This is a genomic window from Novosphingobium indicum (genome assembly GCF_014645195.1).
Classification (GTDB): domain Bacteria; phylum Pseudomonadota; class Alphaproteobacteria; order Sphingomonadales; family Sphingomonadaceae; genus Novosphingobium; species Novosphingobium indicum.
In genome coordinates this window covers 107,990-123,185 of record NZ_BMLK01000003.1, presented here as the reverse complement: position 1 = coordinate 123,185, position 15,196 = coordinate 107,990, and the positions used below count along the sequence as shown (strand labels likewise).

At 63.9% G+C, this 15,196-nt stretch carries 10 protein-coding genes and 1 pseudogene; 2 read left to right on the top strand and 9 right to left on the bottom strand.

Translation table 11 applies throughout. From position 1 onward, the window contains the following. Nucleotides 1–13 precede the first annotated feature (13 nt). From atzF to IEX64_RS03800, 9 genes and pseudogenes are all read right to left on the bottom strand, one after another. Nucleotides 14–1,783, bottom strand: coding sequence for an allophanate hydrolase (atzF, locus tag IEX64_RS03840; protein WP_188818362.1), 1,770 nt, complete (start codon nucleotides 1,781–1,783; stop codon nucleotides 14–16). After that, nucleotides 1,780–5,376 (bottom strand): urea carboxylase, encoded by a 3,597-nt coding sequence (gene uca, locus IEX64_RS03835; protein ID WP_188818361.1) that lies wholly within the window; start codon nucleotides 5,374–5,376, stop codon nucleotides 1,780–1,782. Before uca ends, atzF begins: the two co-directional genes overlap by 4 nt. After that, the gene (locus IEX64_RS03830; RefSeq protein WP_188818360.1) at nucleotides 5,373–6,008 is read right to left on the bottom strand and encodes an urea amidolyase associated protein UAAP2; all 636 of its coding nucleotides are present in this window, start codon (nucleotides 6,006–6,008) and stop codon (nucleotides 5,373–5,375) included. Before IEX64_RS03830 ends, uca begins: the two co-directional genes overlap by 4 nt. Before the next feature lie 14 nt (nucleotides 6,009–6,022). Continuing rightward, complete coding sequence (locus IEX64_RS03825; RefSeq protein ID WP_188818359.1) at nucleotides 6,023–6,847, bottom strand: urea amidolyase associated protein UAAP1; 825 nt, start codon at nucleotides 6,845–6,847, stop codon at nucleotides 6,023–6,025. Next, on the bottom strand, nucleotides 6,844–7,323 hold the full coding sequence (locus tag IEX64_RS03820; RefSeq protein ID WP_188818358.1) for a CopG family ribbon-helix-helix protein: 480 nt from the start codon (nucleotides 7,321–7,323) through the stop codon (nucleotides 6,844–6,846). Before IEX64_RS03820 ends, IEX64_RS03825 begins: the two co-directional genes overlap by 4 nt. A 12-nt stretch (nucleotides 7,324–7,335) precedes the next feature. Next, nucleotides 7,336–8,118 carry an ATP-binding cassette domain-containing protein gene (locus tag IEX64_RS03815; RefSeq protein WP_188818357.1) on the bottom strand — a complete coding sequence of 261 codons (783 nt, stop codon included), beginning with the start codon at nucleotides 8,116–8,118 and terminating at the stop codon, nucleotides 7,336–7,338. Beyond that, nucleotides 8,115–8,930, bottom strand: a complete 816-nt coding sequence (locus IEX64_RS03810; protein WP_188818356.1) for an ABC transporter permease — start codon at nucleotides 8,928–8,930, stop codon at nucleotides 8,115–8,117. The genes IEX64_RS03815 and IEX64_RS03810 overlap by 4 nt, the downstream gene beginning before the upstream one ends. Nucleotides 8,931–8,967: 37 nt before the next feature. After that, nucleotides 8,968–10,050 (bottom strand): putative urea ABC transporter substrate-binding protein, encoded by a 1,083-nt coding sequence (locus IEX64_RS03805; RefSeq protein WP_188818355.1) that lies wholly within the window; start codon nucleotides 10,048–10,050, stop codon nucleotides 8,968–8,970. A 456-nt stretch (nucleotides 10,051–10,506) separates the two neighbouring features. Continuing rightward, nucleotides 10,507–10,947 (bottom strand): annotated as a pseudogene (locus tag IEX64_RS03800) (CopG family ribbon-helix-helix protein); the annotation flags it as partial. A 574-nt stretch (nucleotides 10,948–11,521) separates the two neighbouring features. Between IEX64_RS03800 and IEX64_RS03795 the strand changes: the two are divergent. Together IEX64_RS03795 and IEX64_RS03790 are read left to right on the top strand one after the other, a co-directional pair. Next, nucleotides 11,522–12,502 carry a sterol desaturase family protein gene (locus tag IEX64_RS03795; RefSeq protein WP_188818353.1) on the top strand — a complete coding sequence of 327 codons (981 nt, stop codon included), beginning with the start codon at nucleotides 11,522–11,524 and terminating at the stop codon, nucleotides 12,500–12,502. A 197-nt stretch (nucleotides 12,503–12,699) separates the two neighbouring features. After that, nucleotides 12,700–15,075, top strand: a complete 2,376-nt coding sequence (locus tag IEX64_RS03790; protein WP_188818352.1) for a TonB-dependent receptor — start codon at nucleotides 12,700–12,702, stop codon at nucleotides 15,073–15,075. The last annotated feature ends 121 nt before the right edge of the window (nucleotides 15,076–15,196 follow it).

The following is a 15,196-nucleotide window of genomic DNA, read 5'->3' as shown; positions in this document are numbered from 1 at the left end:
GCGGTGGAAGCTGTCAGGCAAGCTGCGCGATGTAAGCGCGCCAGCCACCGAGCGCGGTGACGTCTTCGGCGCCCTCGGTGGCGCGCGGTTCGGAGACGAAGCCCTTGACGCTGCTACCGTCGGCAAGGGTTACGGTGCCGATGGCCAGCGGCGGCGGCACTTCGGCGACGAAGCTGCCGAACTCGGCCACGCCCAGCTCGTAGACTTCTACCTTGATGGCCGCGCCATCCTCACTGTGAACGAGCGCGGGCTTGGGCGGGACGCTGTCCGCCATGGCATAGAGACGGTAGTTCGGCGCCGTTTCGAAGGCGCCCACGAACGTCGCATCGCGCGAGGTGAGCTGCCAGTGCAACGGCATGTCCTTGAGGTGTGCGCCGACGACGGCGAGTTTCACGGTCTGCATCTTTCCCTCCAGATCGAGTGGCGGCGGCGATGGAAGATTGGTGATCGCAAGGTAGCTGTCGGCCACATCGAGAAGCGCGCGGTCGGTATCGGCGGGGCCGATGAACGTGATGCCGAACCCGGTGCCGTTTGCGCGAATGCCGGCAGGCACGGCCAGCGCGGCCATGTCGAGCAGGTTGACGAAATTGGTGTAGGCCCCGAGGTTGCTGTTGAGCGCAACCGGCGCCGCCAGCATTTCCGCAACGCGGTAGGTCGTTCCGGCGGTGGGAAAGACCATGACGTCGATCTCGGACCAGAGCGTGTCGGCATAGCGCTTCAGCTCTGCAAGGCGGTAGATGCCGTTGAAGAGGTCGACAGCCGTCATCGGCACGCCTTTTTCGACGACTTCGCGGACGGTCGGATCCACGGCTTCCGGGTTGGTCGCCAGGATGTCCGCCATGGCGGCAGTGCGCTCCGCAACCCAGGGGCCGCCGTAGAGCAGGAGCGCGGCTTCTTGCAGCGGAGCGTAGTCGATCTCGACGATCTCGCCCAGCTCCGCGAGCTTTTCGAGTGCGCGATCGTAGAAATATTCGGACTCGAGATCGCCGAAGAAATTGCGCTGATCGCGGCGCGGCACACCGAAGGTCCGGGGTTTGACCGGCGCGTCTGCCAGCGCCTTCGAGAACGGGTCTTCCTGATCGAAGCTGGCGATCACCTCATCGATGAGCCTGGCGTCGGCGGTGTCGTCGGTGAAGACGGTGATGCAGTCCAGCGTGCGGCACGCCGGTACGAGGCCGCGCGCGCTCCAGCGGCCCTTGGTCGGCTTGAACCCGACAAGATGGTTGAACGCTGCCGGCACGCGGCCGGAGCCGGCCGTGTCCGTACCGAGCGCGAAAGGCACCAGACCGGCCGCCACGGCGACCGACGATCCGGAACTCGATCCACCGCTCACATAAGCGAGATTATAGGCATTGCGCGGAATGCCGTAAGGGCTGCGCGAACCGTTGAGGCCAGTGGCGAACTGGTCAAGGTTGGTCTTGCCCAGACACAGCGCACCGGCTGCCGTCAGCCGCTCGATGACGCCTGCCGATGCCTCGGGACGATAGGCGAAGGCGGGACAGGCAGCCGTCGTCTCGAAACCGGCCACGTCGATGTTGTCTTTCGCAGCGAAGGGCACGCCGGCCAGCGGCAGCGTTTCCCCGGCTGCCACGCGGGCATCGACGGCCTTGGCGGCTTCGAGAAACTGCTCGCGCGTCGCCCGGCTGATCCAGATCTGCGGCTGGATCGCGTCGTAGGCCTCGGCGCGGGCGAGCGTTTCCTCGGCCACGGCGACCGCACTCAACTTTCCCAAATTGACGGCGGCGGCGATCTGGGTCGCGCTGCGACGGTCCAGATCGATCATGAGCGCCTCGTGAGAGCCAGCATCGGTGCTCCGGGTTGCAACGACTTTCCTTCCTGCATGTAGAGCGCGGCGACAGTGCCCGATCCGGGGCTTTCCACCGGCGCTTCCATTTTCATGGCCTCGATCACGGCGATCCGGTCGCCTGCGTTCACTTCGTCTCCGGCTGCCACGAGCAGCTTGGAGACGACGCCGCCGTAAGGCGCCTCGATCAGATCGGCCCCGTCGGGCAGATCGATGGCGCCAGCCTGCGCATCCTCGACCACTTCGGGCTCGGTGATGCGGTCGAACTCGCCGCGGCGCTGCCACTCGGCGCGTTCCTCGTCGAAGGCTTCCTGCCGCCGCGCTTCGAACTCCGCGATGGACTCCGCATTCTCGGCAACGAAGGCGCGGTAGTCCGCCAAACGGAACTCGGACGGCTCTATCTTGATCGACCGGCGACCGTTCGGGAATTCGCGGCGCCATTCGGTCAGTTCGTCGGCGCTGACCGGGTAGAACCGAATCTGATCGAAAAAGCGCAGCAGCCAAGGCTTGCCTTCGATGAACGCATCGGTCTGGCGGTAGGTGTTCCACACCTGGATGGTCCGGCCGAAGAGCTGGTACCCGCCCGGTCCTTCCATCCCGTAGATGCACATATAGGCGCCGCCGATGCCCACGACGTTGGGCGGCGTCCATGTGCGCGCGGGATTGTACTTGGTGGTCACCAGCCGATGCCGGGGATCGACCGGGGTCGCCACAGGCGCGCCGAGATAGACGTCGCCCAGACCGAACACGAGATAGTTGGCATCGAAAATCAGGTTTTCGACGGCGTCCGCATCCGGCAGTCCATTGATTCGACGAATGAATTCGATGTTGTCCGGGCACCAGGGCGCATCGTCGCGGACGGCGCCCATGTACTTCTGGATCGTCTCGATCGTGGCCGGATCGCGCCAGCTGAGCGGCAGATGGACGATACGCGAGGGGATAGAGAAGTCTTCCAGATCGCCCAGCCGCTCCTCGGCGTCGATCAGGGCCGTCAGCGTCGCGCGCTGGTCGAGCAAATCGCCATCGAAGTGGACCTGCAGCGAGCGGATACCCGGAACGATGTCGATGATACCGGGCAGGGCCATCCGCTCCAGTTCGGTCATCAGCGCATGGACGCGGATGCGCAGTTCGACATCGAGCACGATCGGGCCATACTCGACGAGAATATTGCGGTCGCCCTGCTGCCGGTAGAATGTGCGCGGACGTCCCGGCCCCTCGGCGATCTCGGCGAGAATGGGCGAGAGCCGTGTCACATCGCGCACGGGGCCGGGCATCGAAGCCGCACCGGTCGCCATCAGCGTGCGCTGCGCCTCATCAGCGGCGGCGGCGTCCTCGATGCTCACCGGCGCGAAGCGGATCTTGTCGCCGGGCGTGAGCTGCCCTATTTTCCAGCGATCGGCGGCGATGATCACGAACGGACAGACGAAACCGCCGAGCGACGGGCCGTCGGGGCCGAGGATGATCGGCATGTCGCCGGTGAAATCGACCGCGCCGATGGCATAGGCATTGTCGTGGATGTTCGAGGGGTGCAGGCCCGCCTCGCCGCCGTCGGTGCGCGCCCAGTGCGGCTTGGGGCCGATCAGACGGACGCCGGTGCGGTTGCTGTTGTAGTGGACCTGCCATTCGGCCGCGACGAAAGTGGCGATGTCCTCGTCGGTGAAGAAATCCGGCGCGCCGTGCGGGCCGTAGAGCACGCGCAAGGTCCACTCGTTCGAGATCTGCGGCAGTTCCACCGATGGCAGTGCAGCATCCGTGCTTCCGTCAGCGAAGTGCAGGGTGTCGCCTGCCAGCAACCGGCGCGCGGCGTGGCCGCCGAACTGCCCCAGTTCGAACGTGCTGCAGCTCCCGAGATAGGGGGCAATGTCGAGCCCGCCCGCGAACAGGATATAGCCGCGCATGCCGCCGCGCGAGGCGCGGCCCATGGCGAGCGTCTGGCCAGCGGCAACATCGACCGGCTCCCCAAGCGGCACCGGCGCACCATCCAGCGTGGCGCCGAAATCGGCACCCGTCAGGCAGATGCGCGTCGCCGAAACGAAGGCCAGCGTCGGGCCGGTCACCGTGACTTCGAGCCCCGGCGTTCCTTCGGCATTGCCCAGCAGGCGGTTACCGATACGGAAGGACTGGTCGTCCATCGGCCCCGAAGGCGGAACGCCGACCGACCAGTAGTTCTGCCGGCCCGGCCAGTCCTGCACGGTCGTCGCCGTGCCGCCGCTGATCACGCGGAAGCAGTTCGGATAATAGGCGATCTCGTCGAGAACGCGGGTCGAGACCATGCCGCTGACGAACTCGAACGAGCGCGTGACGTCCCGCAGCCAGCGCAAGTTGGTCTCGATGCCGTCGATCCGGCTCTTGTCGGCTGCCGCCTGTGCGGTGCGAACCGCCTCTTCGCGGCTGGGCGCATGGACGATCAGCTTGGCCAGCATCGGGTCGTACCAGGAGGTGACTTCGTTGCCCGCCGCGCACCATGTCTCGACGCGAATACCTTCGGGGAACTCGACGTTGGTCAGTGTGCCAGACGTGGGCCGGTAATCGAGCGAAGGGTCCTCGGCGTAGAGACGCAGCTGGACCGCATGGCCCTTGGGCGGCGCAAGCTCCTGATCGAGGAAGGCGTAATCGCCTGCCGCACCGCGCACCATCCATTCGACCAGATCGATGCCCAGCACCGCCTCGGTCACGCCATGCTCGACCTGGAGGCGGGTGTTCATCTCAAGGAAGAAGAACTCCTCGTTGTCAGCATCGTAGAGGAATTCGACCGTACCCGCCGAGCGGTACTGCGCGGCCTCACCCAGGCGCACGGCCGAAGCGATGAGTTCGCTGCGGACGTGACCGGGCAGCAGCGGCGCGGGCGCTTCCTCGACGACCTTCTGGTTACGGCGCTGCAGCGAGCAGTCGCGCTCGCCAAGCGCCATGACGCGGCCCTGGCCGTCGCCGAACAACTGCACTTCGATGTGCCGAGCGCGGCGCACGAAGCGTTCGAGGAAGACACCGGCATCGCCGAAGTTGCTCATGCCCTGACGCGCGACGGCGGCGAAGCCTTCGCGCACGTCCTCCTCGGTCTCGCACACGCGCATGCCGATGCCGCCGCCGCCGGCGGTGGCCTTGAGCATGATCGGATAACCGATCTCGCGCGCGCCCTTGACGGCCTCGGCCTCGCTCGTGAGCAGCTCGGTGCCCGGAGCCAGCGGCACGTCGTGCGCCGCGGCGAGCGCGCGGGCGCTATGCTTCAGGCCGAAAGTGCGGATATTGTCCGGCGTCGGACCGATGAAGACGATCCCCGCTTCCGCACAGGCTTCGGCAAACTCGATGTTTTCGGCAAGGAAACCGTAGCCGGGGTGAATGGCCCCTGCCCCGGTCGCGCGCGCGGCCTCGATGATCGCCGGAATGTTGAGGTAGCTGTCCGATGCCCGTGCGCCGCCGATGCACACCGCGTCGTCGGCTTGCGAAACATGGAGCGAGCCTTCGTCCGCCTCCGAATAGACGGCGACCGAGCGCAGGCCCATGTCGCGCAGTGTACGAATGATACGTGTTGCGATCGCGCCCCGGTTTGCGATCAGGACCGTGTCAAAACTCATGCGGCGACGATCATGCGTACGGGGGTGGGGTTGAAGCCGTTGCAGGGATTGTTGATCTGCGGGCAGTTGGAAACAACCACGATCACGTCCATCTCGGCACGCAGGTCTACCGTGAGCCCCGGCGCGGAAATGCCATCGACAATTCCTAGCGATCCATCGTCCTCGACCGGCACGTTCATGAAGAAGTTGATGTTGGAGACGATGTCGCGCTTGTTGCGGCCCTCGGTCAGATTCGCCTCCAGGAAGTTCTCGACACAGGCGTGCTGGGCCTTGGTGTGATGGCCGTAGCGCAGCGTGTTGGATTCGCAGGAACAGGCACCGCCGATCGTGTCGTGATAGGCGACCGAAGTGTCGGTGATGGTCATCATCGGCCGGCCCTCGTTGGAGCGGAGCACGGTGCCGGTACGCAGGAACAGGTTGCCCTGCGCCGCAACCGTGTCTTGCGCGCTATAGCGCTCGGTATCGTCCGCTTCGGCATAGAGCAGGAAGTCGACGGCCTGATTGCCTTCAAGATCGACTATGCGCAGCGTCTGCCCGGCAGCAATATGGTACAGCCAGGGCGCCATGGCCGGCACGACCTCGTCATGAACGACAGCGCCGGGAAGATTGGCCAGATAAGTATCGGCGTTCATTGCAGCCAGTCCTTTCAGCGACGGTAGTAGTCTTCGACGTTCTTGAAAGCGCGCAGGCCTTCAGGCGTGTCGTTGCGGATCGGATCGTTTTCGGGCGTGACCGGACCGCGCCACGCGGTGGCGCGCAAGGGCGTGACCGTCCATTCCTCGCGCGGATCGAGCACGTGCGGGCAGTTCGCGATCACCACGATCACGTCCATTTCAGCCCGCAACACGACGGTGCGCCCCGGATCGAACGGCCCGATTATCGGAACCATCTTGCCGTCCGGCTCGACCTTGATGCCCTTGAACAGCGTCACGCAGGGATGAACGTCGCGGCGGCCGAGACCATGCTTGGCAGCCCCGAGCTGGAAGCGGTCGCGGCCGTTGGGATGCGGCCCGCTGTTACGGCCATCGCCGTATTTGGCGGCGTTGGTCACCGCATTGGACGTGCCGCTGAAGCAGTCGTGCGTGCCGGCGTCGTCTTCCTCGATGCTCAGGAGCACACGGCCCATGTCGGACAGCAGCAGCTTGCCCTTGTCGAGATAGGCGTTCCACTGCACCTTCACCGTATCCGCGACGTTGAGCCGCTCGGTCGGCATTTCGGCATTGAAGACCTGCAGCGAGGCACAGGCATCGCCCTTGAGGTCGATCAGCCGCAGCCGCGTGCCACGCGAGAGGCCCCGGGAGGCATATCCGCCCGCCGCGATCGTCTCTTCCCAGAGCAGATCTTCAGCGGCCACCCCGGGCGGAAGATCGTCCGCCACCGGGGGCAATATCGGCATGCTCTCGGTTACAGTCCCTTCCATGGCGCGGGCGTGATCGCGGGCGGCAAGGGGGTTGGCCAAAGTCTCGGTCATGCAGTGGCTCCGATCGAATTGGAATCGCTGCCGTCCTGTTCGTAGAGCGGCGGCATGAGGGAAGTCGTGGTGACGAGCTCCAGTTGCTGCATCCCCCTCACGCGCCGGATGGCATCGCACAGTTCCTTCAGCCGGACGGCCGGGCCCTGCACGAGCATGACTTCGAGGGATTGATCGTCTTCAAGGAAGACATGCTGCGAGGAGATCACCTCCTTGAGGTAACTCGCCTGGGTCTGCGAAAGCAGGTGCCGCACGCGGCCGCGCTCACCGCGGTAGACCAGCGTAATCGTGCCGGCGAGCATCTCGTCGGGACGCGTCAGCGATTCGTGCTCCGCCAGCGCGTGGCGGATGAGTTCGGCGATCAACTGGGAGCGCGACGGCAGATCGCGTTCGGCAACCATGGTATCGAGCTGCCGGAAGAGATCCGCCGGAAGGCTCATGCTCAGCCGTGCCAGATTTGAGGATTCGGAGCTCATATGCACCCTCTCTCAATTATTACCATTTTCGTCAATGGTAATACTGTGATCTTTGTCCTCCGGAGCGTCGACCGGCTTGTCGAGCGGAAGATCGTAAACCACGGTCGCGCCGAAACGGTGGGGCGCATGGGGATCATGGCGGCGCTTATCGAGCGCCAGAACGCGGGTTCCGAGCGTAAAGGCTTCCCGGATGTCGTGGGTCACCATGACGATCGTCAGCGAATAATCGCGCCACAGACGGGTGATCAGCGCGTGCATGTCCGCTCGAATCCCCGGGTCGAGCGCGCCGAAAGGTTCGTCGAGCAGCAGGATGCGCGGACGCTGCACGAGCGCCTGCGCGATCGCCAGCCGCTGCTGCATGCCGCCGGACATCTGCGCCGGATAGAGGTCGAAGCTGTCGCCCAGTCCGACCGCTTCCAGCATGGCGGCCGCTTCGTCGCGCGCCGCCCGCCGTGCCGATCCGAACAGCCGCCCGGACAACGGCGCCTTGGGGCATTCGAGTCCGAACATGGTGTTTCGCAGCACCGAGAGGTGCGGGAAAACTGAATAGCGCTGGAAGACGACACCGCGGTCGGGCCCGCATTCGGGGACGAGCGGGGTTCCATCGAGTTCGATCCGCCCGCGCGTCGGCGCTTCCTGGCCGAGGATAAGCCGCAGAAAGCTGCTCTTGCCCGCCCCCGAGGGGCCGACGACCGAGACGAAGGACTGTTCGGCGATATCGAGATCGAGCTTCTCGATGACGATCTTGTCGCCGTACTCGACCCAGACGTCGCGCAGGGTGAGGAGCGTGCTCAATGGCCTACTCCATGTGCCCAGGGAAACAAGCGGCGGCTGGCGAACGAGAGGATCATGTCCATGGTGATCGCCAGCAGGGCAATCCAGGCCACGTAGGGCAGGATGACGTCCATCGCGAGGTAGCGCCTGACAAGGAAGATCCGGTACCCGAGCCCGACATCGGAGGCGATGGCCTCTGCCGAGATCAGGAAGACCCAGGCGGGACCGAGCGCCATGCGCATCGCATGGATGAGCCGTGGCATGGCCTGCGGCAGCGCGACCCGGATCATCACCTGCCAGCTGCTCGCGCCCAACGTCTGCGCCTTGATGATCTGCTCTCTGGGCAATTCGCCGACGTGCGCCGCGATGTCGCGGATCATGACCGGGGCAATGCCGACCACGATCAGGCCGACCTTGGCCGTCTCGCCAAGCCCCAGGGCAATGAAGAGGATCGGCAGCAGCGCGATCGGCGGGATCACGGCGATGCCGGTCACCAGCGGCCCGAAGGTCGCGCGGATCGGCGGCAGGATACCGAGCGCGAGCCCGATCGTGATCGCCGCCAGCGTCGAAATTCCGACGCCGAGGCCGAGCCGTTGCAGGCTTGCCAGCGTATCGGCCCAGAATATCAGCTGACCCGAGAGCTGGTCAGGCTGGAAGATCAGGCCGTACATGCTCTCGGCCATGGCGCCGGGCAGCGGCAGGATCTTGTCCGCCGGATTCTCGGCATGACGGCTCACTGCGAGGAGGAGATAGACCACCACCAGAAGCAGGATCGGCAGCGCCCCGAGCATGAGGCGATCGCTTCGCCGGACTTGACGATTTACCCAGCGCATAACCGGCTCATCACCTTTGTTTGCGGAGAAAGGATGCTCAGAGCTTGCCGTCGGCGGCGAGCTGCATGTAGCTCTCGTCGAAACGCAGCGTCACGTTCTGGGGATCGCCGAGCGTCTTGCCGCCCGGAAACGCCATGCCCACTGCATCGGCAGACTCAGCGTTCTGGAACAACCCCTTGGAAAAGCTGAAGTCGCGCACCCGGGTCATCGTCGTGACGAGGTCCGGCGAGGACGTCGCCGCGACGGCTTCCTTGGGATCGGCATAGAGGTAAGTCGTCTTGAGCTGCTTGTCGAAGGCCTCGGGCGTAGCGCCGGCCAGCTTGGCCATCGCCGCGCGCGCCTTCTTGCCCGCCTCGTCCTGCTGCTGCATCAGGGCCACGGTTTCGTACCAGATGCCGGCCAGCGCCTTGCCCAGCTTGGGGTTTGCCTTGATCGTGCCTGTATCGACCACAAGCAGGTCGACGATCTCGCCCGGAATGTCGGCGGAGCTGAACACCTCGCGCGCGCCGGGCTGCTCCTTCATCGCCAGAAGCTGCGGGTTCCAGGCTACGGCGGCCTGCACGTCGGGCGTGGCAAAAGCGCCCACGATATCTGCGTCGGCTGTGTTCACGGTCTTCACGTCGCGCATCGTCATGCCTACCGAGTTCAGCGCACGCGCCAGCAGGTAGTGCGAAACCGAAAGTTCAACGAGATTGACCTGTTTGCCCTTGATCGCCTTCAGATCGCCGGAGCCCTTGAGCATGACGCCGTCGTTGCCGTTGGAGTAGTCGCCGACGATGATGGCGCTGGTATCCTTGCCGCCGGCGGCGGGGATCGTCAGGGCATCCATGTTGGCGACCGTCACGCCGTCCAGCTTGCCGGCCGTGTACTGGTTCACCGATTCGACGTAGTCGTTCACCTGAACGATGTTGATCTTGATGCCGTACTTGTCGGCCCACTTCTTAACGATGCCGGCCTGCTGCGCGTAGGGCCAGGGCATCCAGCCCGCGTAGATCGACCAGCCAATATTGAACTCCTGCCGTGCCTCCGAAGCCTCTTCGGAGGGCTTCGAACAAGCAGTGGCGAGCAATGCTCCAGCCATCGCTGCAATCATGGCTGCCTTGCGGATCGATACGATCATGACGGGTCCCCTTTCGCAGTGCAGCATTGCGTGAATTGGCAGGCATGTCCATCGAAAAATTATTACGCGCAAAATTTTTGGTAATACCTCGCGCATATAAGGGAAGCGTGTGCAGTACCCGCCCGGCGCTGCGGCGGCACTATCGACCGTCAAGCGCGAATCAGGCTGGCGGAGTTATGCAGGAAGGCACGATGGCAGCATCGAACCCGACACAGCTCGCTAAAGCGTAGCGGCCGCGCGGCACTGCTGCCGCGCCATCGTCATGCCGGAGTACGAAACCTCTTGTCGGAAATCGAAAGCGCGGGCCTAGAGCGCCAGCGGCTCCGCGACCTTCTTCGCTGTAGCGCGTTCCTCGTCGCTGTCGCGACCGGCAGCAGCCGACCGGGCCGTCTTGCCCCTGCCGTTCTTGCCCGCCTGGGTCTGGCGCGCCTTGCCCGCATCGCTGCGCAGGCGGCCCTGTTCGTGCAGGGGCGGCAGCAGCGCGGTCGTGGTGACAAGCTGGAGTTGCTGCACGCCGCGGATGCTGCGCAGGGCATCACAGAGCTCGTCCAGCCGCACCGCCGGTCCCTGAACGAGCAGCACTTCGAGCGACTGGTCATCCTCCAGAAAGACGTGCTGCGAGGAAATGACTTCCTTCAGGTACTCGGCCTGGCTCTCGGCAAGCTGCTGGCGCACGCGCCCGCGATCCCCGCGATATACCAGCGTGATCGTGCCCGCGAGCATGTCGTCCGGACGGGTCCGGGCTTCATGGTCGGCAAGCGCATGGCGAATCAGTTCCGCGATCAACTGCGACCGGGACGGGAGGCCGCGTTCCTCGACCATGACATCGAGCTTCCGGAACAGTTCGGCAGGAAGGCTCATGCTGAGACGCGCCAGATTGCCGTTGTCGGTGCTCATGCTGCGGTCCTCTCAAGTCCTGTCGCTGTCATCAATTGTCTGCTTTCGTCCTTTTCGAGGAGATCCGAAGCGAATTTCGGCACCCTTGCCAAAAATCGGCACTCAAGTCCACGCACCGATATTACCGCTTTAAAGCCTTTTAATATCCGGGCACACTCCGCAGATCGGGTTGCCGCCCAAACATTGGCATCAGGTTCACAAGCCCATCTGCGGCGATTTGTTCCTGCTCGTACCGGCGCACCTGCAGTTCGGGCACCCTGCAGGCTGACTCCTAAATCCTTATGACGGCCATTTCACGAATCGATACCTGCGCAAAGGCAGCTGCTTGATCGGCAGATAACCCGGGAGCGACAACCGTCCCGGCCGCTGCCATCGGCCCGACCATCCGTGACGACCGCAGGATTCACTGGCATTTTTGCAACGCACCATACGAATGACGCGGTGCGGAATTAATACGCTTGACGCAAAGCGTAATATCGATACCGTGTGGCTCATCGCCTGGCAGAGCGACATCTACAGGGAGAGAAGATCTGGAGCATTGAGCCGTTTTCCGGCTCGATAGGGGAGATTTTCGATGGATCAACTGCCGGCCAACAGCACGCATTCCAGCGACGGGAAACCGACTGCCGGGAATCGCACCGCGGAAGCGGCGGCCGAACAGAATGAGGGTAGGATCAAGCGGTTGCTCGTCAACCTGCTGCCGCCTGCGACTGTCGTAGCCGTTGTCATGTTCTGGGCCTTTGCGCCGCAGGCAGTGCTCGACAATCCCTGGACTCTGGTAATCGCCATCGCCGCCACCGTGGCATTCGTCCTTGCACTCGAGTGGGTTTTCGAACGGCACGCCGGCTGGCGCATGACCTGGACCGAGTTCGCCACCGACTTCTTCTACGTCATTCTCAGCTTCACGGTCATCGCATGGGTGACGGAAGCCCTCGCCGAAGCGCCGCTGCGCGCGGCCAAGGCGTCGCTGGGCATTTCCACCGAATGGCTGATGACCCTGCCATTCCTCGTGCAAGCCGCAATCGTGGTGTTCCTGATCGAGTTTGGTCAGTACTGGATGCACCGCGTGATGCACAACTCGCATCCGTTCTGGCTGACCCATGCGCCGCATCACCATATCACCCAGCTCAATGCCATGAAGGGCTACGTGGGCAATCCCATCGAGCTCTTCCTCATCAGCCTCAGCGTCGTCGCCCTGCTCGATTTCGATACGGCTGCGATATTCTGCGCGCTCAACGTCCTCGCGGTGGTGTCGACCTACGCGCACGCCAACGTGCGCGCCAATCCTCCGCTGTTATACTCGTTCTTCTTCACGACGATCCGGCATCACAGCCTTCATCATTCGACCGATTACGAAAGCACCCGCTGCAACTACGCCAATTCGCTGATCCTCATCGATCGCGTTCTCGGGACGTACCGCGAGGGCGAATCGGCCATCGTCGGACAGGACGAGCGGAAGCGCTTGTCAATCTGGGAGCAGTTCATGTTCCCGTTCCAGCCAATGATCGACCGCATAAAGGCAAAAAGCAACCAGACGACGCACAAGGCACATTGAATCGCGACGCCTGATCGAGGTGAAAGGGATCGCACTCCTCGACGGACGTCCAAGAAGTACCGCGGCGCGCGCGGCCACCGAATTCCTGCTCATGGTGGCCCGGGCAACGCATCGGAATCCTCAATGCAACAACCATCCGGTCCTGAGGCGGCGCTTCCAGGGCACGGGACAACTTTAACCTAAAAGGGGGGCAGCATATGTCACATCGCACCAAGTTGAGGGCCGGACTTTTGTCCGCGACCATTTTCACCAGCACGGCACTCGCAACGCCGGCATTCGCGCAGGAATCGCCCGATGCCAGCTTCGGCAACGGCGAGATCATCGTCTCGGCTACACGCCGCGACACCACGCTGCTCGAAACGCCGATCAACATCTCGGCGATCGGTGCGGATCAGCTGGAACGCGAACAGATCCAGGACATGCGTGACCTGAGCGCCTTCACGCCGGGCCTGACCGTCATCGATAACGGCGCGCGTGCATCGGGCACGATCGTCATGCGCGGTCTCTCGGCCGACGACACCGCCGCCGGCGGCGGCGCCAACGGCGACAGCGCCATCGGCATGTATCTCGGCGAAGTGCCGATGTACTACGACTTCAAGCTCATCGACATGAGCCGCGTCGAAGTCCTGCTCGGCCCGCAAGGCACACTCTACGGTCTCGGCACGCTCGCCGGCGCCATGCGCTACATGCCCAACCGTCCCGATCCCTCGAAGTTCAGCGTCGAAGCGAGCGGCCGCGTTTTCGACATGGCCCACTCGAGCGACGTCGGCTATTCCGGCCACGCCACGCTGAACATCCCGCTCGCCGAGCAGATCGCATTCCGCACGACGACCGGCTACTACTCGACGCCGGGCTTCATCGACTATCCCTACCTGCTGCAGACGCCGGGCACCTCGCTGCCGCAGCCGGGTCCGGTCTCCAACCCGCTGGGCAGCGCGGAAGACCAGGCCGCCAACTTCACCGGATCCAAGGACGTGAACTACGATCACACGTTCACGTCGCGTAACCAGCTCGGGTTCGTGAGCGACGACTTCCAGATCTACGTCACTTACGCCTACCAGAAGACCAAGACCGGCGGCCGTCAGGCAACCGGCGGCGGCGTTGTCGGCGAAGGCAAGTACGAAGGTCCGTGGCGCTACCTCGAGCCGGCCACGCGCGAAGGCCAGCTCATCTCGCTCGAAGCAACCGGCAACGTGGCCGACTTCATGGATGTGGTCTTCGTCTCGGCCTATACCCAGCGCAAGACGGCCTACCGTGGCGACAACACCGACCTGCTGCTCGACCTCGACTACGACTACGAGCTGTTCCCGGCCTTCTCGAGCTTCAATCAGTCGAACCAGAAGCAGTACGAGTACACCAACGAGGTGCGACTGGTCTCGACCTTCGACAGCCCGCTCAGCTTCGTGGCCGGCGCGTTCTGGAACCGCCAGAACTACCGCTCAAACTACGACGAATACACGCCGGGCTTCGGCGCCTGGGCGCTGGAAAACTGGGGCGTCGATATCGGCACCGAGGACCACGAATACTCCTCGTACGTCCGCACCAAGACCGACGAAAAGGGTCTCTACGGCGAGGCCACCTGGCACTTCACGCCCGACATCCAGATCACCGGCGGTCTGCGCTACTACAAGTACGATGCGTGGATCGACGGCGGCAGCTACCTGCCCTACTGGCAGGACGACTACCGTTCGCGCTCGGGTTCGACCGCCGACGACGGCCTGGTCTACAAGATCAACGCTTCGTGGAACGTGACGCCCGACCTGATGTTCTGGGGCACCTACTCGACCGGTTACCGTATCGGCGGCGTGAACCGCGTCGCTCCATGCGTCCTGCCGCTCCCGCCGGGCCAGAACCTCTGCGCTCTCGAGAACGAACTGGATTTCGGCCCCGACAAGGTGAAGAACGCCGAACTGGGTGTGCGCGCCCAGCTGTTCGACAAGCGGCTTTCGTTCAGCCTTTCGGGCTACCGCGTGGGCTGGAACGGCATTCAGCTGGCCGGCCAGACGGTTAACGGCGCCATCGGCATCACCGTCAATGGTGGTACGGCGGTATCGAAGGGTATCGACTTCTCGTTCAATGCCAACCCGTTCCCGGGCTTCAACATTCGCGGCAACTACTCGTACCTCGATGCCCACCTGACCGAGGACGTGCTCGCGCTGCTTTCGATTGCCGGAGGCGATCTGGTCGATGTCTATTCGGGCGACCGCCTGCCGGGCTCGACCAAGAATTCCGGTGCGCTTGGCGCGACCTACGAATTCCCGGTCGGTCTGAACTCGGTCATGCTGGGCTGGACCGCCACCTACATGGGCGGCATCTACACCCGTACCGGCCTGCGCGGCGGCGGCGAGCGCCTTCCGTCCTACGTGATGCATCGCGCCAACATCACCTACAAGGCCGAGAACTTCGAAGTGGCGCTCTTCGCGAACAACATCTTCGACAAGTACGCGCTTACCGGCGTCAGCAACGACCTGACGCGCCGCAATCTCGTGAACGATGGTGTCATCTCGCGCTACTATGCGCAGAGTGTCGCCACGCCGCGGGTCATCGGCCTGGAAGCGCGCATCAAGTACTGAGCGCCTGCGGGTCGCACCCGGTCGCCAACACTGGAAGGGCGGCATCGCGCAAGCGGTGCCGCCTTTTTCATGGGACACGCCTATTCGTAAGCATAAATGACGCGCCGCCCCGCATTCGGCG